The sequence below is a fragment of the Winogradskyella sp. genome (assembly GCF_045105575.1).
Classification (GTDB): Bacteria; Bacteroidota; Bacteroidia; order Flavobacteriales; family Flavobacteriaceae; genus Winogradskyella.
This window is the reverse complement of sequence record NZ_JBGCDQ010000036.1, coordinates 1-21,851: the sequence shown is the minus strand read 5'-3', so window position 1 is coordinate 21,851 and position 21,851 is coordinate 1. Positions and strand designations below refer to the sequence as shown.

General features: G+C 33.5%; 22 protein-coding genes. 9 read left to right on the top strand and 13 right to left on the bottom strand.

Annotated elements, in window-relative coordinates; translation table 11 throughout:
- Positions 1-301 precede the first annotated feature (301 nt).
- The 5 genes from AB8B52_RS08915 to AB8B52_RS08895 form a co-directional block, all read right to left on the bottom strand.
- Positions 302-1,156 carry a substrate-binding domain-containing protein gene (locus AB8B52_RS08915; RefSeq protein ID WP_406027253.1) on the bottom strand — a complete coding sequence of 285 codons (855 nt, stop codon included), beginning with the start codon at positions 1,154-1,156 and terminating at the stop codon, positions 302-304.
- Positions 1,157-1,266: 110 nt separating this feature from the next.
- Positions 1,267-2,139: a nucleoside phosphorylase gene (locus AB8B52_RS08910; RefSeq protein ID WP_406027251.1), complete on the bottom strand. Its 873-nt coding sequence runs from the start codon at positions 2,137-2,139 to the stop codon at positions 1,267-1,269.
- Positions 2,129-3,070, bottom strand: a complete 942-nt coding sequence (locus tag AB8B52_RS08905; protein WP_406027249.1) for a DUF1835 domain-containing protein — start codon at positions 3,068-3,070, stop codon at positions 2,129-2,131. The genes AB8B52_RS08910 and AB8B52_RS08905 overlap by 11 nt, the downstream gene beginning before the upstream one ends.
- A gap of 5 nt (positions 3,071-3,075) precedes the next feature.
- Positions 3,076-3,405 carry a translation initiation factor gene (locus AB8B52_RS08900; protein WP_406027248.1) on the bottom strand — a complete coding sequence of 110 codons (330 nt, stop codon included), beginning with the start codon at positions 3,403-3,405 and terminating at the stop codon, positions 3,076-3,078.
- Positions 3,406-3,492: 87 nt separating this feature from the next.
- Positions 3,493-4,443, bottom strand: a complete 951-nt coding sequence (locus AB8B52_RS08895) for an isopenicillin N synthase family dioxygenase (protein ID WP_406027246.1) — start codon at positions 4,441-4,443, stop codon at positions 3,493-3,495.
- Positions 4,444-4,589: 146 nt separating this feature from the next.
- Between AB8B52_RS08895 and AB8B52_RS08890 the strand changes: the two genes are divergently transcribed.
- Positions 4,590-6,590, top strand: coding sequence for a thiamine pyrophosphate-dependent enzyme (locus AB8B52_RS08890; RefSeq protein ID WP_406027244.1), 2,001 nt, complete (start codon positions 4,590-4,592; stop codon positions 6,588-6,590).
- A 2-nt stretch (positions 6,591-6,592) separates the two neighbouring features.
- Positions 6,593-7,492, top strand: a complete 900-nt coding sequence (locus tag AB8B52_RS08885; RefSeq protein WP_406027242.1) for a DUF6892 domain-containing protein — start codon at positions 6,593-6,595, stop codon at positions 7,490-7,492.
- A gap of 63 nt (positions 7,493-7,555) precedes the next feature.
- Here AB8B52_RS08885 and AB8B52_RS08880 read toward each other — a convergent pair whose 3' ends face one another.
- Complete coding sequence (locus tag AB8B52_RS08880) at positions 7,556-8,815, bottom strand: dipeptidase (protein WP_406027240.1); 1,260 nt, start codon at positions 8,813-8,815, stop codon at positions 7,556-7,558.
- A 226-nt stretch (positions 8,816-9,041) separates the two neighbouring features.
- On the opposite strand from AB8B52_RS08880, the gene AB8B52_RS08875 reads away from it, so the two are divergent.
- Together AB8B52_RS08875 and AB8B52_RS08870 are read left to right on the top strand one after the other, a co-directional pair.
- On the top strand, positions 9,042-11,357 hold the full coding sequence (locus AB8B52_RS08875; protein ID WP_406027238.1) for a T9SS type A sorting domain-containing protein: 2,316 nt from the start codon (positions 9,042-9,044) through the stop codon (positions 11,355-11,357).
- 415 nt (positions 11,358-11,772) lie between these two features.
- Positions 11,773-12,189 (top strand): 3D domain-containing protein, encoded by a 417-nt coding sequence (locus AB8B52_RS08870; protein WP_406027236.1) that lies wholly within the window; start codon positions 11,773-11,775, stop codon positions 12,187-12,189.
- A gap of 60 nt (positions 12,190-12,249) precedes the next feature.
- Here the strand turns inward: AB8B52_RS08870 and AB8B52_RS08865 are convergent, their stop codons facing one another.
- Positions 12,250-12,816 (bottom strand): ExbD/TolR family protein, encoded by a 567-nt coding sequence (locus AB8B52_RS08865; RefSeq protein WP_406027234.1) that lies wholly within the window; start codon positions 12,814-12,816, stop codon positions 12,250-12,252.
- 135 nt (positions 12,817-12,951) lie between these two features.
- Between AB8B52_RS08865 and AB8B52_RS08860 the strand changes: the two genes are divergently transcribed.
- Positions 12,952-14,466: a DEAD/DEAH box helicase gene (locus AB8B52_RS08860; protein WP_406027232.1), complete on the top strand. Its 1,515-nt coding sequence runs from the start codon at positions 12,952-12,954 to the stop codon at positions 14,464-14,466.
- A 116-nt stretch (positions 14,467-14,582) separates the two neighbouring features.
- Positions 14,583-15,290 carry a hypothetical protein gene (locus tag AB8B52_RS08855; RefSeq protein WP_406027230.1) on the top strand — a complete coding sequence of 236 codons (708 nt, stop codon included), beginning with the start codon at positions 14,583-14,585 and terminating at the stop codon, positions 15,288-15,290.
- Between the two features lie 35 nt (positions 15,291-15,325).
- Here AB8B52_RS08855 and AB8B52_RS08850 read toward each other — a convergent pair whose 3' ends face one another.
- The 5 genes from AB8B52_RS08850 to AB8B52_RS08830 all read right to left on the bottom strand — a co-directional run bounded on the left by AB8B52_RS08850 (position 15,326) and on the right by AB8B52_RS08830 (position 18,840).
- Positions 15,326-15,715 carry a YdeI family protein gene (locus AB8B52_RS08850; RefSeq protein ID WP_406027228.1) on the bottom strand — a complete coding sequence of 130 codons (390 nt, stop codon included), beginning with the start codon at positions 15,713-15,715 and terminating at the stop codon, positions 15,326-15,328.
- A complete protein-coding gene (locus tag AB8B52_RS08845) occupies positions 15,691-15,903 on the bottom strand; it encodes a DUF1801 domain-containing protein (protein ID WP_406027226.1) in 213 nt (70 codons plus the stop codon). Before AB8B52_RS08845 ends, AB8B52_RS08850 begins: the two co-directional genes overlap by 25 nt.
- A 40-nt stretch (positions 15,904-15,943) precedes the next feature.
- Entirely contained in the window at positions 15,944-16,663 is a 720-nt protein-coding gene (locus AB8B52_RS08840) for an acetolactate decarboxylase (RefSeq protein WP_406027224.1), read from the bottom strand.
- Between the two features lies 1 nt (position 16,664).
- Entirely contained in the window at positions 16,665-17,909 is a 1,245-nt protein-coding gene (gene pepT / locus AB8B52_RS08835; RefSeq protein ID WP_406027222.1) for a peptidase T, read from the bottom strand.
- Positions 17,910-18,009: 100 nt separating this feature from the next.
- On the bottom strand, positions 18,010-18,840 hold the full coding sequence (locus tag AB8B52_RS08830; protein WP_406027220.1) for a universal stress protein: 831 nt from the start codon (positions 18,838-18,840) through the stop codon (positions 18,010-18,012).
- A gap of 148 nt (positions 18,841-18,988) precedes the next feature.
- Between AB8B52_RS08830 and AB8B52_RS08825 the strand changes: the two genes are divergently transcribed.
- From AB8B52_RS08825 to AB8B52_RS08815, 3 genes are all read left to right on the top strand, one after another.
- Positions 18,989-20,017 (top strand): quinone-dependent dihydroorotate dehydrogenase, encoded by a 1,029-nt coding sequence (locus AB8B52_RS08825; RefSeq protein ID WP_406027417.1) that lies wholly within the window; start codon positions 18,989-18,991, stop codon positions 20,015-20,017.
- A 111-nt stretch (positions 20,018-20,128) separates the two neighbouring features.
- Entirely contained in the window at positions 20,129-20,746 is a 618-nt protein-coding gene (locus AB8B52_RS08820) for a LysE family translocator (protein WP_406027415.1), read from the top strand.
- Between the two features lie 4 nt (positions 20,747-20,750).
- Positions 20,751-21,509: a hypothetical protein gene (locus tag AB8B52_RS08815; protein ID WP_406027218.1), complete on the top strand. Its 759-nt coding sequence runs from the start codon at positions 20,751-20,753 to the stop codon at positions 21,507-21,509.
- Positions 21,510-21,588: 79 nt separating this feature from the next.
- Here the strand turns inward: AB8B52_RS08815 and AB8B52_RS08810 are convergent.
- On the bottom strand, positions 21,589-21,851 hold a 263-nt coding region (locus tag AB8B52_RS08810; RefSeq protein WP_406027217.1), incomplete at its 5' end, for a hypothetical protein.

Here is a 21,851-nt window from a genome sequence, read left to right as displayed (position 1 = left end):
CATAGCTCTAGGCAACCTATTATCTGACTTTTTTGTCGTTTTATTACAACTAAAAAATAATAATAAAAAATTTACGGCAACTAAAGCGGATAAGATTAGAATAGTCGTAAGAATCATATTAATTTTTTAATTGAGGTTATATCAAATGTAATAAAAATTTTGAAATATTGAAAGTTATCAACCGAAACTGTTTCGCTACAAATACAAAAAACTTTAGGGTCAGGGTCTTAAGGTGAATAATCTAGTGATTATAGGGGTGATATTGTTAATATGTCTTCGAAGTACTTACGACTACTAAAAATTACAATTGATGGATTAGTTTAGAATAAGCTACTTTTTCTGGAATAATCTTTAAATCAAAGAGCTGATCTTGCACATTCTTAATCGTTTTTTCATCCATTACACTTTGAGACCATTCTGTTAAAGACAACCATTCTTGTACATCTTCTAACTCTTGTTCGTAACGATTTGCAATCGTTTTATCTATACTTGGTATCGATTTAAAGTCTGCCGTTGTACCGTTTATAATTTCTAAAATAGTTTTTAAATCGGCTTCGTTGTTTTTAATGTAATCTTCGCGCACTGCAATAACAAAGCATGGCCAAGGTGATGGACAATTATCAATACGTCGAAAAATTCCATTATCTACGTAAGGCTTCGTAGTAAACTTCTCCCACATAAAATAATCGGCTTTACCTTCGGTTAAACCTCTTATAGCACCATCTAAATTTTTAATGACTTCAAAATTAAGGTCATTTTCTAAATTCCAATGATTGTTTTTGGCATTGATATAAGCCATTAAGTGAGAGCCAGAACCATATCTACTAATCGCTGCTCTTGTGCGTTTTATATCTTCAATGGTTTTAAATTCTGACTTTGCCGCAACGTGAATTCCCCAAATTAAGGGTGTTTCAACAAAAGTCTGAACGATTTTAGAAGGATTACCATCAATAATATCTTTTACAATCCCTTCGGTTAAAATCACAGCCATGTCAATTTCACCAGAGCGCAAAGCTTTGCACATAGCACCAGTGCCTCCGTGATAATCGTGCCATCTTAAATTAATGTCTTCGGCTTTATATTCGCCGTTTTTAAGTGTGAGATACCAGGCTAAATTAAAATGTTCTGGTACGCCTCCTATGTTTACTTTTTTCATTTATGCTGAACTCGTTTCAGTATCTAAGCCCACGAAAGTGGTTATCTCTGTATATTAAACTTTATTTTTTCTATGCGATAAGGAACTAATGTTAAATTTAGAAGACAATTTCAAATATTCACAATACGCTCTAAAGCATACAAAATCAATTTATCAACCGTTTTCTTCGGATCTTTACTAAAATCTCCATTAGCTCTATTGGCAATAATAGCATTTAGCGACAAGGCTTCATGACCTAATAATTTTGAAAGACCATAAATCACTGAGGTTTCCATTTCAAAATTAGTGATTCTAAAATCTTTATAATTAAAACTATCTAATTTGGCATTTAAACCAGCGTCTTGCAGAGGTAAACGCAATACACGCCCTTGTGGTCCGTAAAAACCACCAGCAGTGCCTGTCATGCCTTTAAAGATCTTATCTCCTTCAAAATACTTTTCTAAATACTTACTATTATTAATAACAATTGGTCTTGCTTTATTTTTGTCCCAATCTGTATGTTTAATGAATTCATCTTCGATTTCAGGATTGCTGATGCCTTCAATTTGATAAAAATGTAGCATGCCGTTAACATCTAAGCCATGCGTACTTATTAAAAATGAGTCCACCGGAATATCGTGCTGTAAAGATCCAGAAGTTCCGATGCGTATAATATTAAGACTAGATAATTCTGTTTTGGGCTGACGTGTTTTTAAATCGATATTCACCAAAGCATCGAGTTCGTTTAAAACGATATCGATATTGTCTGGTCCAATTCCTGTAGAAATTACCGTAATACGTTTGTCTTGATAATACCCTGTTTGCGTTTTAAATTCACGCTTCTGAGTACTGAAGTCAATACTATCAAAATGTTTGGTGATTTTCTCAACACGATCTTGGTCACCAACAAAAATAATGGTATCCGAAATATCATCAGGTTTTAAATTGAGATGATATACGCTACCATCTGGATTTAATATCAATTCTGAATCTTTAATTGCCATTTGGTATCGTTTTAATAAGTTTGTTTTGGTCTTCGCTAAATTGAAATTCTAAACGGTTGACACCACCATAAGTCATGTCATTATTCACTTCCGAAGCAAAGTTATGTTGCTTTAATAAGGCTTCGTGCCCTTTTCTATTCAATTCTAGACCGTCTTCTGTTTTATCGAAGAAAAAATGTAGTTCTTTTATTTTACGCTTTAATTGCATATCTCCATAACCATAATAGCCTTGGTAATTTAAACAATACCCAAGTAAATGATCTTCTGATTTAACATCATTTTGTTTGATAAGATTTAAGATATGAGCTTCAAGCGTACCCAAACCACTTTGATAATGCGGAAAACGTTTTAAATGTGCTTTTAAACAACTGCTGAGATACTTAAAACTAGAGTTTTTAACAATATAGGGTTTCAAAATATTATGATCTGTTCCGCAATAGGTGCGCCATAACGCAATGGCCATATCAATATCGTCTTGCGTTAAAAGCACTTTGTTTTTATAATGCGATTTAATTTGTTCGGCATTTAATTCTCCTAAGGCTTTCATATTTTTTTCGCCTTTTACACGACCGCTACAAATAAGATATAAGGGTTTATTGATTTCTTTTTGATGCAATAAATTAATCACACCGAGTAGATTAATATGGCAAAATAAATCATATTCAAACCAAAGATTAATTTCTGTATAATCTTCAACATCATCTAACATTGAAAGTTCTTTGAGCATGTCTTCAGCATCAACTTCAATATCGTAATAGGTTTTAAGAAATTGAGATCTAATTTTAAAGAATTCTTCAGAATCGATGGCAGGAATGGTAGGCCCTTCACAAAGCATTTCTTGCCATGTGAGCATATCTTCTGTAAAATTTAATTCTCTTAAATAATTTGTAAGAGCATTACCATTGGTAATATGCAAAGCATTTTTTGTCATAAAAATTAACCTCCAACACGTTTAACATTAAATCCTTTATCTTTTAACATCGCCATTATTTTATCGCGATAATCCCCTTGAATAATGATTTTATCATCCTTAAAACTGCCACCAACACTGAGTTTGGTTTTGAGTTCTTTGGCTAATTTTTTAAAATCTTCGGTGGCACCAGTATAGCCTTCGAGAATGGTAATTGGTTTGCCTTTTCGTTTTTCGTACTTACAAAGTATCGGATCGTCTTGCAACCAAATCTTAGCTTCGGAAGCGTTAGACGTAACCTCAGGCTCTGGTGTATGCTCTGGAAACAGGTTTTTTAATTGGTCTTGTAAATCCATGGGTTCAGTTTACAGTTTTCAGTCGCAGTGTTCAGTCAATTTCAGTAGTAGCGGTGTGCTACTGAAAACTGGGACTGAGACTAAATACTATTTTTTAATAAGTCCAAGCTCAATTAAACGTTCATTTAAAAATTCGCCAGCAGTAATGTCTTCAAATTGCTTCGGGTTATCCTCGTCAATACAACTTTCTAAAACATCTAATTTCATTTCGCTTACAGGATGCATAAAAAATGGCATTGAGTAGCGCGACGTTCCCCAAAGTTCCCTTGGTGGATTTATAACCCGATGAATCGTAGATTTTAATTTGTTATTAGAATGACGTGAAAGCATATCACCAACATTAATCATTAACTCATCTGGTTCTGCAATAGCATCAATCCATTCACCATCGTTACGTTGAACTTGCAAACCTCTACCTTGTGCACCCATTAATAAGGTGATGAGATTTATATCACCATGAGCAGCGGCTCTTACAGCATTTTTAGGTTCTTCAGTGATTGGTGGATAATGGATTGGTCTCAGGATGGAGTTGCCATTATGGATATATTTATCAAAATACGTTTCTTCTAAATTGAGATATAATGCCAAAGCACGTAAGACATACTTTGCTGTTTTTTCTAACATTTGGTAGGTTTGTTTTCCTACCTTGTTGAATTCTGGTAATTCTTGAACTTCAACATTTTCAGGATATTCTTTGCGTCGTTCGGCATCATCGTCTGCATATTGTCCAAAATGCCAAAATTCTTTTAAATCACCTTCTTTCTTTCCTTTAGCACTTTCTTTACCAAAAGAGACGTAACCACGTTGTCCGCCAATACCAGGAATTTCGTAGCTTTCCTTTACAGGTTTAGGCAGATCGAAAAAATTCTTAACTTCTCCATATAAATTATCAACTAGACTATCATCTAAAAAATGACCTTTTAGAGCAACAAAGCCAATGTCTTCATAAGCTTTTCCTATGTCGTTTATAAATTTTTGTTTTCGTTTTGGATCATCAGAAATGAAATCCTTTAAATCTACGCTAGGTATTCTATCCATTGGATTTTTATTTAAATTTTTGTCAATATACAAATGTAACCATAATAGTGCTAAAAATTAGGTCGGAATTATTTGCAATTTGAAGTCTATTATGGTTTATTGATGCAATTTTATTTACATTTGAAGGATTACAGAAACCACATTTTATGCCAACAATCACAAAAAGTAACATCGCCTACGATAAAAGAAATTTAAGTGATAAAACTTTACTGAAGCTTTATTACAACATGCTTAAACCGCGACTTATAGAAGAGAAGATGTTGATTCTTCTTCGTCAAGGTAAAGTATCTAAATGGTTTTCTGGTATAGGACAAGAAGCCATTTCAGTTGGTGTTACAATGGCACTAAAACCAAGCGAATATATTTTACCAATGCATAGAAATTTAGGGGTTTTTACAACGCGCGAAATTCCTTTACATCGTTTATTTGCCCAATGGCAAGGAAAAGCGAGTGGTTTTACTAAAGGTAGAGATCGATCGTTTCACTTTGGCACTCAAGACTATAATATTGTGGGTATGATATCGCACTTAGGGCCACAATTAGGTGTTGCAGACGGTATTGCTTTGGCTAACCTTTTGAAGAAAAATGGCAATATAACTGCTGTTTTTACAGGTGAAGGCGGTACAAGTGAAGGTGATTTTCATGAAGCCTTAAACGTTGCCTCAGTTTGGCAATTGCCAGTAATTTTCTGTATTGAAAATAATGGTTACGGCTTATCTACGCCAACTAGTGAGCAGTATCATTGTAAACATTTGGCAGATAGAGGTAAAGGTTATGGTATTGAATCTTTTATTTTAGATGGAAATAATATCATTGAAACCTATACAAAAATTCAAAAATTAGCAGAAAGTATTAGAAAACGACCAAGACCTATTTTAATTGAATTTAAAACATTTAGGCGTCGTGGACATGAAGAAGCCAGCGGCACAAAATACGTACCTCAAGAATTAATGGATGAGTGGGAATCTAAAGATCCTATAGAAAATTTTAGAAGTTATTTGTACAGTAAAAAAATTCTGAGTCCATCTACAGATGAAGCTTATGAAGCGGAAATTAAAGCCGAAATTGATAAAGCATTAGAATCTGCTTCTGCTGAACCTCACATCATCCCGAATGAAACTACAGAATTAAATGATGTTTTTAAATCATTTGATTATAAGGCATATAGTCCATCTAAAGAGACAAAAGAACTCCGATTAATCGATGCTATTTCTGAAGGCTTAAAACAGTCTATGGAAAAACATAAAGATTTGGTAATTATGGGACAGGATATTGCCGAATATGGTGGTGTTTTTAAAATAACGGATGGTTTTTTAGAAGCCTTTGGTAAAGATCGTGTGAGAAATACACCTATTTGCGAATCTGCTATTGTGGAAACAGCGATGGGTTTATCTATTTCAGGTATTAAATCTGTTGTAGAAATGCAATTTGCTGATTTTGTAACCTCTGGTTTTAATCCTGTTGTTAATTATTTAGCAAAATCGCATTACAGATGGCAACAAGAAGCAGATGTGGTGATAAGAATGCCTTGTGGTGGAGGTGTGGCTGCAGGTCCGTTTCACTCACAAACCAATGAAGCTTGGTTTACAAAAACACCAGGTTTAAAAGTGGTGTATCCTGCATTTCCATCTGATGCTAAAGGGTTATTGGCAACTGCAATTAATGATCCCAATCCTGTGTTATTTTTTGAGCATAAAGCCTTGTATCGTAGTATTAGACAAGAAGTACCAACCGATTATTTTACCATTCCGTTTGGCGAAGCTGCACTTTTAAAAGAAGGAACTGCGGTTACCATTATCACTTATGGTGCAGGTGTTCATTGGGCTTTAGATACTTTAGATAAAAATCCAGATATTTCTGCGGATGTATTAGATTTAAGAACCTTACAGCCTTTAGATAAAGCTGCTATTTTCAATTCTGTGAAAAAGACAGGACGTGCTATTATTCTTCAAGAAGATTCATTGTTTGGCGGTATTGCTAGTGACATTTCTGCGATGCTCATGGAAGAATGCTTCGAATATTTAGATGCACCTGTAAAACGTGTGGCTAGTATGGAAACTCCGATTCCTTTTATTGGTCATTTAGAAGAGCAGTATATGGCTAAAGGGAAGTTTGAAGGTTGTTTGCGTGAGCTTCTTAACTATTAGAAATGTTCAACTTTTTTAAAAAGAAAACCAATGCTTCCTCTAACATCTTAATAGAATGTTACGAAGATGTGGTCTACATTGCTGGTGTAAAAATTGAGTTCCCAACACATCTAAATACCTTGATATCTATTTTTGGCGAACCTACAAAACAAGAACACGATTTACTTTGGCGTGTGGTTTGGGATGATTTAGGCATTTATACAGAATATGCTGCGTGGGATACTATTCTCGACGTTAAATTTTTATATACTAATTCACACAAATTAAAGCACTTTCCTAAATCCTTTTTTAAAGGTCGAATACTTGTAGATAGTTTAGAGATCTTACTTGGTGATTTTCAAATAAAGGAACTGACTAAAAACAAAATCCAACAACTCACTTACAAAGGGCAAACAGAGCCATACTGTATTGCCATCGGAAAAAATTTTAATTATAAAGAAATTATAGAGGTTGATAAATACGTAATTAAAGATTTAGAAGAAGAGGTTCTCACGTTTAAGGACTTCGGATTTAAATTATGTATTATTCAAGAATTAATGTATCAGAAAAAATTATTACAGCCTAAATTCGAATTGTATGATTTTATAAAATGGTACAGTAAAAGAACTATTGATATTGAAAAAGAAGGCTATGAGCCCATTGCAGAAGTCACTCAATATTTTAGAGATTTGCCTATTCCAAAACGCTTGGCTTCTGAAGTTACAGAAATTTATCAAGATGGAGGTAATACCATCTATTTACAGTTATTAAGATTTGGTGAAGGTTGGGAAGATTATTGGGATATTGAAACAGCGGAAGATGCTAAACAATTTCCTAATTTAAAAAAGGCAGCGCTAGGTTATGCAAAAGAAAATGTAGTTAATGAACTGAATGCTATGGAAATTGAAGCGACCTTTATTTAGAAACGGTTTGTAAATGCAACAATGCTTGTTTCATTATTTAAAACCCGCAACATGTTATATCAATTAACTTTCAGACTGTATTTTTTTTGCTACAGCTTCAACTTTATCCAAAACACGCAATAAATTCCCACTCCAAAGTTGTTCAATTTGTTGTTCGGTATAGCCACGTTTTACCAATTCTAAAGTCACGTTGAAAGTTTCAGACGCATCCGACCAACCTTCAATGCCGCCTCCACCATCAAAATCGCTACTAATTCCAACATGGTAAATACCAATCTTTTTAACTAAATAATCAATATGATTTACAAAATCCGATACATCAACAGCAGGAGGTAAGTCTGTCATAGTGGCTAATTTCTTTTTACGAATAGGAACCATTTTACCCAAATGTCCGTAATACGTGTTGCGTTCATCAGCTGACATTAACTTTTGGTCTTTACGTTCAACCCATTTTACTCCCATAGAATCTAAAATTTCTTTCGCAATTTCGACTTCAATACCAACACGATTTTCAAATTTTTCGGTATTTAAATAGGAGGTGAAAGCCACGGTTTGAATAACTCCACCATTCTTTTTCAGCCAACCCAATTGTTCATCGTCTAAATTTCTACTATGGTCACAAAGTGCTCGAGCAGATGAATGTGAGGCAATTATTGGTGCTTTGCTTAATTCAATCATCTGTTTCATTACTTCTTTTGAAGGATGAGAAACATCGATCATCATTCCTAAACGGTTCATTTCTGTAACCACCTCTTTTCCTAATTCGCTTAAGCCATTATGCAACCAAATGTCATCACTTTCGCCAGTATTACTATCGCAGAGTTGGCTATGACCATTATGAGATAGCGACATGTAACGTGCACCAAGGTTGTAGAATTTTTCTACATTAGAAATGTCAAGTCCAACAGGATAGCCGTTTTCAATACCTATCATTGCTACTTTTTTACCTTTAGCATCTATACGTCTTACATCATCTGAAGTTACAGCTAATTCTATGTCGTTTGGTGCAATGTCATTGACTAATTTATGAATCGCATCAAACTTAGACATTGCATTTTTATAAGCATCTTCATAACCTTTTTCTGTTAATGAATCTTGTCCTGTGTAGACCACTAACCAAGCCACATCCAGACCACCTGCTTTCATTTTCGGTAAGGTAATCTGTGTATCTAGATCTTGACTGTAATTAACGTCATCCGTAAAATTCTTCACATTAATATCGCAATGTGTATCTAAGGTGATAATACGGTCGTGTATGGCTTTTGCCTTAGCGATTAATTGATCTTCTTTCGAAATTTCTGACTTGCAACTTGTTGTGATCATAAAAACGATACTTAAGTAAAAAATAGATTTGTGATACATCTTAAAATGGAATTTTCCTAAAAATAAATAGAAATTCAGTCGAATGCATAGAATTTTATGTTTTTGTCTAAACGAAGTCTTTTGTCGATGTAATTTGCATTTAATCTATTTGAAAATGAATAGAAATATGAATTGAAGTTACTAATGATATAATATCCTATTTTTAGGCATCTAAAACATACTAACTATGAAATTGAAATTTATTTTAGCATTATCCCTTATGTGCAGTTTAATGTTTGCGCAGCAAATTCCCGATGAAATAAAACCTCCAAGTTGGAGTTTAAATACGGTGTCTGAATTAGTACCTCACAAATTGCCAGCTTTTGATTTAAAAAAGTTGCAAGCAGAAGATGTCATTAACGATCAAAATAAATCTATTCCTTGGAGATTTGGTCATGATATTTATGTGGATCACGATTTTAATGATGTTGGAGAATGGAGAACTTTAGATAACGGAGATCGCATTTGGCGCATGGCTTACACGTCTAAAGATGCACAATCTATTAACTTTTTGTTCGATGTGTTTAAAATTCCTGAAGGCGCTAAACTTTATGTTTATAATGAGGATAAAACAGATTTATTAAGACCATTTACGCATCATAACAATAATGCTGAAGAAGTTTTAGGAACTTGGTTAGTAAAAGGCAATACCGCTTATTTAGAATATTACCAACCTGCAAATGTTGTTGGTGAAGCTAAACTTACGGTAGGTTCTGTTGTGCATGGTTACCGTACGGCAGAAGATTATGCCAAAGGTTTGGGAGATTCTGGTGCGTGTAATCAAGATGTAGATTGTGATATTACACCTCCTTCAGATCCTTTTGGATTAAATACGGTTAAAGAAAATATCAAAAAATCGAGTGCTTTAGTTTTAAGACAAGGCACAGATTGGTGTTCTGGTACGCTAGTAAATAATACAAACAATGATGGCACTCCATATTTTATGACCGCTAATCACTGTGGAGGCGGAGAAGGCACTTGGGCATTCCGATTTAATTGGAGAAGTCCTAGTCCATCGTGTTCTACGTTTGCTGCAAGTCCTAATGGATCTTTCAATCAAACCGTCAGTGGTGCAACGATAAGAGCAACAAGTTCACAATCTGATATGGAACTCGTTGAAATTAACGATATGAGTTTCTTTAATAATAATCCAGATGTGGTTTGGGCTGGTTGGAACCGATCAACGACACAAACACCTGTGGTTAATTTCGGAATTCACCATCCAAGTGGAGATATTCAAAAAGTATGTAGAGAAGACGATGGAGCTTATAGAGCGGTTGTAAACTTTAATGGCAATTCTAATACCCAAATGTGGTTTATTGATGAATGGGAACTTGGTGTTACTGAGCCTGGCTCTTCAGGATCAGCATTATTCAATGAAACAGGTCATTTAATTGGTATGTTATCTGGTGGTTCTGCTGCTTGTAGTGGTACGTCTAATAATGGCGGAGTTGATTTTTATGGACGTTTTGGCGTGGCGTGGGACTTTGGAAGTTCACAAGCAACACGCGTTAGAGAATGGTTAGATCCATCTAACTCAGGTGTTGTAGTTTTAGATCAATTTCCTCCCTTAGAAACGTTTGATAACGATGCTAGAGCTACTGCTGGCAATAATAGTACTGAAATATGTGGTGAAGATTTTGCACCAGAGGTCACTATTCTTAATCCAGGTAATTTAAATTTAACTTCGGCTAACGTATCTTACTTTTTAGATTCTGATGCTCCAACGGCTGTATCGTGGTCAGGAAATTTGGCAACTGGTGAAAGTGATATAGTAGCGACACCAACGTACTCTGATTTAAGTCCTGGTCCGCATTCATTTACCATTAACGTTTCAAATCCTAATGGTACAACGGACCAAAATACGTCTAATGATAGTTTCATATTTAACTTTGAAGTTTCGCCTTCTTTTGTAACCTCTAATTTAGTTTTTAACATTCTTACAGATAATTATGGTATCGAAACAACATGGAACGTTGTAGATGGTTCAGGTAATATTATTGCCGCAGGACCAAGCACTCCTTATACCAATGCAACAACATTTCAAGAAAATATTACACTTCCCGTGGTTTCTGGAGAATGCTATACATTTACCATATTTGATGATGCAGATGATGGTATTTGTTGTGGTCAGTTTGGTAATGGCAATTATAATTTACAAGATGATAGTGGTAATGTTATTATCACAGGAGGCCAATTTGGTAGCAGTGAATCGGTGTTATTCAATATTCAAAACCCATTAAATATTAATGAGTTTGATTTATCTCGTATTATTCAGGTCTATCCAAATCCCGTGACTGATATTTTAACTATTGATATGATGACTAGTAACGATGATGTGACTTACAACATATATAATACGTTAGGACAAACCGTTGGCAAAGGGATTTTGACGGCTAATGCGCAGCATGTTATGAATATGTCGGAATATGAAAGTGGTATTTATTTCGTTAAACTTTCAACAACAACTAGTGCTATGACACAAAAGCTCATTAAGAACTAAAGTCTAAGTAGACACTATAAAAAAAAGTCAGTTTTCTTTTTGGAAGACTGACTTTTCTCATTTGAAGTATCTACTAACAATACTACAATTCAATATTGTTTTTTAAATTGATTTAGGTCATCATCTAAACTATTAGATGTATTGACAATTTTAGATAAAGCTCTCATTTTGATTTGTTTTTTTTGATTGATTAATTGATGACTGTCGTTCTATCTGTAACGTCTTTTTTGGTTCCAAGTGAAACTTTTAGTCTCGATAGATGTACTTGATAATTGATTGTTGTTTAAAGTTCTCATGATTATTGTTTTTTAATTGATTACACTTATAAGACGATGAGAAGTAAAGATTGTTACAGTACTTTGCATAACATAGTACAATTTAACATAGTTTAACTATAAATTGTATCTTTCATGCTATGACTGCGCATCGTTACATCATCTTTATACTAGTTTTCACTATAATTTCTAGTTGCCATAGCAAAAGAGAAGACCATTGTTTAAAAAAACAATTAGAAGTTACCGCAACGGCTTATAATTCTTTGGCGTACCAAACCAATTCTAATCCAAGTATCACCGCTTTTGGAGATAGTTTAAAACCAGGATTAAATTATATTGCTGTGTCTCGCGATTTATTAGATTCTGGCTTAGTACATAATACTAAAGTGAAAATTCAAGGGTTTGATAGTTTATTCCTTGTAAAAGACAAAATGAATCGACGCTGGCGAAAACGTATTGATATTTATATGGGTACTGATGTTAAAAAAGCAAAAAAATGGGGCAAAAAGAAAGTAAATATTGAGTATTGCCTAGCTGTTAAGGATTCAATTGAATAATATAGCTAAGGTGCAACATTCTATATTTACTTTCAACTCCGATAATTATCAGAACCGTTTCTACTCAGTAGGTATCACCATAATTTCAGAAACCATAAATGGGTAAGCTTTTTTTACCGTTTCCAATTCAGCTTTTGTCAATTGTTCTGGTGTTTTGTTTAGCTTCTGTTTGGTATAACGCGTTCGTAAATCGTAATACGCTTTAGTAATTTCATCTTGTACAGCAACAAACAAATCGTATTTAGTTAAAGCACCGTGACTTAATGAAATTACAGCTTTTTGTGGATGATCAGAAGATAAACTCAGCTTTGTGCCTTCGCAATAATCACATCTATCAAGTCCGTTATTATCAACAAAGGCTTCTACGAGTGGTTTAATGTCTCCTAATTTTACGACGTTTTCTTCAATCATAATTTCTTGTTTGTCATTCATAGAAATACGCATCAGGTTACGTTTTTCAATATCTGCAATACATTCTGGTGTATCGCAAACACGTGGTAATTGTCTTAAAATGCCTTTGTCTGCCGAAATTGTGGTTGTTACTAAAAAGAAAATAAGTAGTAAAAACGCAATGTCTGCCATAGATCCTGCATTGACCGCTACAGAATGTCTTCTAAATTGTTTCATAATAAAAAGATTTAAATGTTAAGTTAGAAAGGGATACAAGAACAGTACCATTCTTGTTAAATCTTGTTAACAATACATTACAAAACCTTTACAATGTGCTATTTTTGCAAAATTAACTATGTCTAAAATTCATATATGTCGGAATCACCTGAAAACATAACACAAAAAGCGAGTGATAAAAGTCTGTACGATTTCCAAATCAAAGACTTAAATCGCATTTTTGATGTCATGCGCGATGAATCTGAGGATTTTAACCTCTTATATCAGTTGCCAACAGGTGGTGGAAAAACCGTTATTTTCTCAGAAATTGTAAGGCGGTATGTTGAGCAACATAACAAAAAGGTCGTGATATTAACGCACAGAATTGAACTTTGTAAGCAAACTTCAAATGTACTGTCTGGGTTTAATGTTAAGAATAAAGTGATTAATAGTAAAGTAAAAACACTACCAGACCAAGACGATTTTCAGTGTTTTGTTGCCATGGTAGAAACTTTGAATAACCGCTTGTCCGACAATGATTTTGAACTCAAAAATATAGGTTTAGTTATTATTGACGAAGCGCATTACAATTCCTTCCGAAAGCTATTCAAATTTTTTGAAAATTGTTTTATTCTTGGTGTTACAGCCACACCATTGAGTAGTAATATAAAACTACCAATGAAAGATAACTACAATAAACTTATCGTTGGTGATGATATTTCTACCTTAATTAAAAATGGATTTTTAGCCAGAGCAGAAGTCTCTAATTACGATGTAGGACTGACCTCTCTAAAAATTGGGATTAATGGTGATTATACGGTAAAATCTTCCGAAGCATTGTATACCAATAGTCTCATGCAATCCAAACTGTTGTTTGCTTATGAGGAATTGGCCAAAGGGAAAAAGACCTTAATTTTTAATAACGGAATTTATACCTCTAAAGAAGTATATTATACGTTTAAAAAAGCTGGTTATAACGTACAACATTTAGATAATACGGCTGGAAAACAAGAACGCAAGGATATTTTAAAATGGTTTAAACAGACACCAGATGCCGTTTTATCTTCAGTGAGTATTTTAACTACTGGTTTTGATGAACCTTCTGTGGAATCTATAATTTTGAATAGAGCTACACGATCTTTAACGTTATATTTTCAGATGATTGGTCGTGGTAGCCGAATTTACAAAGATCGTAACACGTTTCAAGTGATTGATTTAGGAAATAATGAAGCGCGTTTTGGATCATGGGATCAACCTGTAGATTGGCAACATATTTTTAAGCATCCGGATTATTATCTCGAAAATATTGTGGATGATGATTTGCTGGAACGTGATTTTGTTTACAAAATGCCAGATTCTTTAAAAGTGAAATTTAAAAAATCATTTACTTTAAATTTTGATGTAAAAGCCGAATATAAAGATGTCATTAATTCAGGAAAAAAGTCTTTTACAGTGATTGAACGGTCCATTGCACAGCACTCGCAAATGTGCATCGATAATAGTGAAGATGTGTTTGATGCCAGAGAACTTACTAAAGATTTACAAGACGAAATTGCATATAGAATAAAACAGTATTGTTATTGTATAATGAATAGCACTCAAAACTATAAAGATTGGCTTTTTGAAGAGTACAACCGAAAGTTAAGAATTAGTTTTAATGGTAAGTTTTAACGTTTTTTTGTTAGGTTTTTGATTTTTATGCGTTTAATTTGAAAGGGGAACGGTTTTTGTTATTTAAGAATTAACAAATTTTATCTAAAGTGAAAAGGATTAAAATCATAGCGTTAATGTTCTGCATCTTCTGCAGCAGTATGGTTTTTGCCCAAATTAAGGATAAAGAAAATAAATCGATCCGTATTCCTGCAGTAGAATCTAAGAAGGAAAAAGATTCGGCTTTAATTAAAGTGAAAGTCGCTCCTAAGCTAAAAAAGGAAGACGATAAGGCCAGTGGTAAATCTAAAGACGAAGAAAAGAAATTTGTATTTAGAGAAACTGAAAAGCCTTTCTCTATGACTGAAAATGACGGTTTAAAAAGTCCAAGTGAAATTTTTGAAAAGCGCTGGAATAAAGAAGCCGCTAAAGGCGGAATTATTAGAACCATGTCTGATCAATTTTTGGGAGAACATCGCGTAGATACTAAATTCGTGAATATTGTTTGTAGAGATCATCAATATCCTGATGGTGACCGTGTGCAAATTTTATTGAATGGTACTATTGTAAAAAATAATCTACTACTTACTGGGAGTTACCGACGTGTAGAAGTTGATTTGGTAGATGGTAAAAATATAGTAGAAATCGTTGCTCTTAACCAAGGTGAGTCCGGACCAAATACAGCAGAGTTTGTTGTTTACGATGATAAGGGTGGTGTCATCTCTTCAAAAGAATGGAACCTACTTACTGGTGTCAAAGCAACTATTATTTTTAATAACGAAAAAACGGTGATTAAAGAGAAAACTCCTGAAGAAGCAAAATCTGAAACGGCTTCAAATAATTAATTAGCTCCTATTTCTTTTTTTAAATGTAATCTTAGCTAACGATATTTACCATTTAAAATCATTGGTGTAATTTTTTCTAAGCGTTTTGCTTTAGTTTCTGTTCGCTTTGCAGCACTTATATAATCACAGTACAACCTTTTATTAGATAGTGATAATGAATTAAAAGTTATCTTTAATTCGGAATTACTATGAAACACTCGTTTTAATTCTTCAGGAATTATTAGAGGTTTTTTCTGTCGTGCAGGCAGTAACTCACGTCCTAAACGTTGGTTTTCAATCGCTTCTTTTATATAATCTAAAACTAATGTGTTGTTAATTTCTTGGTGATCTGTAAAACGCATTTGGAGCAAGGCCTTTGTTTTGTTTTCTTGGGCATTAACCAATAGCTGATGCGTATCTTTTAAAACACACCTTGATGAAACCAAATACAGCAATGGTTTTTAAATGCGCCAAGTCCTAAAACATTTTTTCCATTTAAGCAATACGTTGGCATGCTCCATTTAATAGTCTCTTCTAATTCTGTAGAATTAATTAAGCTTCTTAATGTTGTAAGAGCATCCGAAAAATGCGAATTGATTTCAATATATTCTTCTATGGAATAGACTTTTTTCAATTATTCTTGGTGTTTTAAATGATAATAAAGTGTAAAACTACTATTTTTTTGGTAAATATAGTGTCATGTTTTCAATTTCCATAGCATCCAAATGACCCATTTTACGTTCATCTTTTGTAATTAAATGTAAATGGATATTACTATCGTGATGCGTAAAAATCCCTTTATGTTCCGTTGAGAAAAACCCAATAATGGTGACCTCTTCATCATTAATTTGGTAGTTGGTTTGACCTTGATGTGCTTCCTTTGGTGAGCTTACTTTTGTGCCTTTCGGTAAATTTTGAATATGAATAGTAGCTTTGGATACTTGCCCAATTAATTTAAAAGCAAAAGGTCTTTTGAAGTGTTGCGTTTTTTGATCAATAAATTGTTCGAGTGCATTTATCGTTTTTATATTTGGTTCTAATTCTATTGCTTCCCATGCGTTAACATTAGCATAAACTAAGAAAGGAGCTGACACATTAAATGTTTTTGCAACAGTCATTGTAGAGTCAGATGCCACTTTTGAAACGTAGCTTATTCCATTATTAATTAGTAATTCTCCAGTAAGATAACTTTCAGGCCCAAGTGCATAAAGTCCTGTTTTGTTAGATATGGTATCAAGATCAATAGTACCTGCTAATTCGCCTTTCCACATGACGTTTTTCATAGCACCGACAACTTTCACGTTTGGGTAGGTATCATTAGACGTTTCTTTTTTATGATTAGAATTACAGCTACATAGACAAAATATCAAAATTCCTTGTATGATTTTTTTCATCTTAAGAGATTAGTTTTCTATTTTTATGAGCCGTCAACTCAGCAATCTTAACAATAACTTCTACAGCTTTTTGCATACTTTCTACTGGCACATATTCATAACGTCCATGAAAATTATGACCTCCAGCAAAAATATTTGGGCAAGGTAAACCCATGTACGAAAGTTGCGAGCCATCAGTTCCGCCGCGTATGGCTTTAATTAATGGTGTAATACCAACAGCTTTCATGGCTTCTTCCGCAATGTCTACAATGTGCATTACAGGTGCTACCTTTTCTTTCATGTTGAAGTATTGATCTTTCAGTTCAATTTCAAAAATGTTACTTTCGTATTTGTTATTTAAATCAAGAACAATCTTTTCTAATAAAGCTTTACGAGCTTCAAATTTATCTTTATCGTGATCACGAACAATATACTCAAGTATGGTTTCTTCAACGGCGCCTTTCATGTTGTGTAAATGGAAAAAACCTTCATAACCTTCAGTATGTTCTGGTGTTTCAAGTCGAGGTAATGTATTTATAAATTCAGAAGCATAATGCATAGAATTTATCAGTTTGCCTTTAGCATAACCAGGATGTACAATTTTACCTTTTACTGTGATTTTTGCACCTGCAGCATTAAAATTTTCATACTCTAATTCACCAATTTGACTACCATCCATAGTGTAAGCCCAATCGGCTCCAAATTTTTCAACATCAAATTTATGCGCACCTCTGCCAATTTCTTCATCTGGTGTAAACCCAACTTTTATAGTACCATGTTTAATTTCAGGATGGTTAATGAGGTATTCCATGGCGGTCACAATTTCCGTAATTCCGGCTTTATCATCAGCTCCCAAAAGGGTAGTGCCATCAGTTGTAATTAAGGTCTGTCCTTTATATTGAAGCAAATCTTCAAAGTAATCTGGCGATAATACAATGTTTTGTTCGGTATTTAAAATAATGTCTTTACCGTCATAATTTTCAATAATTTGAGGTTTCACGTTGGCACCAGTAAAATCTGGTGTGGTATCAAAATGTGAAATAAACCCAATCGTTGGCACGTTGTGATCTACATTGCTTGGCAAAGTTGCCATGATATAGGCATTTTCGTCAATACTGACGTCACTCAGTCCAATAGCTTTAAGTTCTTCAACCAATTTATGGGCTAAATCCCATTGTTTGGCTGTACTTGGCGTTGTGTCAGAATTAGGATCAGACTCGGTATCAATTTTTACATAACCTATAAAACGGTCAATAATATGCTGCATAACATTGGTGTTTAAATAATTTGAAGACTATATATTCGGTAGAAAGTAGATAAAAAAATAAACCTATGAGTTTGTGATTCATAGGTTTATTTTAAAAAATTTAAAGTTTAAATGTAACTACAGGAAGTTTTGTATGGTTAACGATATCTTCAGAAATACTACCACCAAAGAAATGACTTAATCCTGTTCTACCATGCGTAATCATGGCTACAGCATCAGCACCTTGGCGTTTCGCAAAATTTAAGACACCATCTTCTACGCTATGATCTGAAATACGTGCCATATGAACTGCCTCTGTATTCAATTTGGCTTTCTTAGAGAAATTAGCGATTTTTTCGTCAATTTCATCAGTACTTAAAAAGCCTAAGTTTGGTAAGTTAATATGTAATAAGGTTGTTTTTTTACCCAGTTCTGCCAACAATTCTAGCGCATTTTTAACTGCAGAAACACTCTCATCAGAAAAATCAGTAGCTAAAACAATATGATCAAAATTTACACTATCTGGTTTAGATTTTACCACTAAAACAGGTGTATCACTGTAACGCACTACTTTTTCAGTATTAGAACCTGTAAATAATCCGTCTTGTGCGCTATGACCTCTTGAGCCCATTACAATTAAATCGGCTTTAACATCACCTGCAACGCTTGCAACTTCTTTTAGTACCTTATGGTATTTCACCATAGGTGTAAGGCTTATACCTTCAAGATAGGGTTGATCTAAAAAAGCTTCAAACTTTTTATTGGCTACCATAAGCATAAATGCATTTTCTTCGCCACGTTCATCGCTGGATGCAGAGAAAATAGATTCAGACATTTCTAGCATGTGCATTATAATTAATTCTGAATTGTGCTGTTTTGCTAATGCTGCAGCTGTTTCTAAGGCATATTCTGAGTGTTTTGAGAAATCGACAGGAACTATAATTTTTTTCATGTTGTATATATTTTATTTAGGAATTCAAATTTAAACAATTCAATTTGCATAAATTATGATAAATGACAGTTTCTATGAAATTTATAGACGAATTTAAAATCTGAATTTATAGAATAGATGCTTATTTTTGTAGTGCAAATTAATGAGTATGTATAAAGCGTTAATCCGACCTATTTTATTTCTTTTCGATCCCGAAAAAGTACATTATTTTACGTTTTCTTTAATTCGGAATTTATCTAAACTTCCAGGTATTAAAAGTCTATTTAAATCACTGTATGTCATTGAAGACAAACGCTTAGAACGTCATTTATTCGGTTTAAAATTCAGTAATCCCGTAGGCTTAGCCGCAGGTTTTGATAAAAATGCCGTGTTGTATAATGAACTCGCCAACTTCGGATTTGGTTTCATTGAAATAGGTACCGTAACACCAAAAGGACAAGAAGGCAACCCAAAACAGCGATTATTTAGATTGAAAGATGATAAAGGCATCATTAACAGAATGGGCTTTAATAACGAAGGTTTAGATGCTGCTATTAGTCAACTTAAAAAGAATAAAGGCCAACTAATTATTGGTGGAAATATTGGGAAGAATACACAAACAACACCAGAAAATTATACCAAAGACTATTTAGAATGTTTTAATGCCTTGCATCCTTATGTTGATTATTTTGTCTTGAATGTGAGTTGTCCAAATGTAGGAAGCCATGCTAAATTGAATGATAAAGATTATTTATTAGAACTTATAGGTGCTGTGCAAAACGCGAACACGACGTTTGGTAAGCAAAAACCAATTCTACTTAAAATTGCACCGGATTTAAACGATATACAACTCGATGAAATTATTGAGTTGGTCGCTGAAACTAATCTAGACGGTGTCATTGCAAGTAATACCTCTACAGATAGAAAAGGTTTAAAAGCTACCGAAGCACGACTTACAGAAATAGGTAATGGTGGATTAAGCGGACAACCTATTAAGGAAAAGTCAACAAAAGTCATTAAGTATTTAGCAGATAAGAGTCACAAAGCATTTCCGATTATTGGAGTAGGAGGAATTCATTCTGCGGAAGACGCTCTACAAAAAATTGAAGCTGGTGCAGATTTGGTGCAGATCTATACTGGTTTTGTGTATGAAGGACCAAGTTTGATAAAGAAAATTAATAAGGCTTTGTTAAAATAAAAATGGTTTGTTACATATTAACAGATCTTTCAGGTTTTCAAAACCTCAAAGGTCTTAACTAATCTGTGTAAATCCGTGAAATCCGTGTCTAAATAATATAAAACAAATCTTCTGAATTACGACATCCTCATATCCTTCGCACTAGCCACATCAGCTTTAGCCATTTCGCCAGGACCAGATAATATCTATGTTTTAGTACAAAGTATTACCAATGGAAAATCTTATGGCATGGCAACGGTTTGTGGATTAATTACAGGCTGTATTATTCATACGACCTTATTAGCTTTTGGAGTTTCTGCGATTATTAAAGCGAATGATAATATATTCTTTGGAATCAAAGTATTAGGTGCTTGTTATCTAATTTATCTGGCTTATAAAGTATTTAAATCTAACGATCAATTAAATTTAGATGCAGATGTGGTGCCCAAGAAAAGCTTGAAAGCGTTATTCGTTCAAGGTTTTTTTATGAATGTCCTCAACCCTAAAGTCATCATCTTTTTTTTAGCCTTTTTTCCAGGGTTTTTATTTAGCGATGCCATGAGTTCTGTGATTCAGTTTTATATTTTGGGTGGCATTTTTATGTTGGTTTCGTTTATTATATTTTCAGCTATAGCCTTATTAGCTGGTCAAATTAAAACGTTCACGGTTAAAAATCGAAATTCTGGATTCGTTTTAAAATGGCTTCAAATCGTCGTGTTTATTGGTATTGCTATTTTTATACTAATTTAATACCATGTTAACGTTTAAGTTTCTACCGAAGTTTTCTATCCTAGTTGTTTTCATATTTGTTCTTTTTACCATCGTCGGAACACTGTCTCACGAATTTGGTCATATTGCAGTAGCCAAATATTTAGGCTATGACACCACATTGGATTATGGTAGTATGAATTATCTTCCTAAAGGTTATAATAGAGATGAAAATGTACTAGCATTAGAAAGAATAACAAAAGACTACAAAACCATAGCTTATGACAAATGGCCAGATGACTTAAAATTTAAATTTGAAGCTTTACAAAAGACCATTAATGCTACCTATTTTAATAATGAAGCATTTAAGACAGATAGTTTTTGGATTACCATCGGTGGACCAGCACAAACACTACTCACAAGTTTTCTAGGATTACTGGTACTATTTATAAGACGAAGAAAATGGACAACTAAATTTGAAACTATCGACTGGTTGACTGTTTTTATGGCATTATTTGCATTGCGCGAAGTCTTTAATTTCGTCCAAGCCTTTTTTGCAACGATTGTTAATTCTGAATCTAATTTTCACGCTGATGAGTTCCGAATTTCAAGATATTTGGGTTATCATGAATGGGTAATCCCAACATTCACCATGATTTTAGGATTAGTGATATCTTCTTATGTCATGTTGAAAATTATACCATTGAAATTTCGATTTACCTTTATAATTTCAGGCTTTATTGGCGGCATTTTGGGTTTTGTGTTATGGTTTGGTTTTTTGGGTGAATTACTATTTCGTTTTTAATAAAAAAAAATGGCTATAAGACCTTTAAATTTTACTTAATTAAATGATCTCTTAAGAGATAAAATTGAATAGTACCTTTTTACAAGGTTTTAAGCTTTAAGAAATAATGAGCTTTTTTTCTAAATATAAATTTGAGTGTAAGAAGAAGGTTTATGGAAAACCCAGTTTCAACACTAACGAAGTGAAAAATATAATTTAATTTTTTCTTATCATCTTCATCTTCATCTTCATCTTCATCTTCATCTTCATCTTCATCTTCATCTTCATCTTCATCTTCATCTTCATCTTCATCTTCATCTTCATCTTCATCTTCATCTTCATCTTCATCTTCTTCTTCATCTT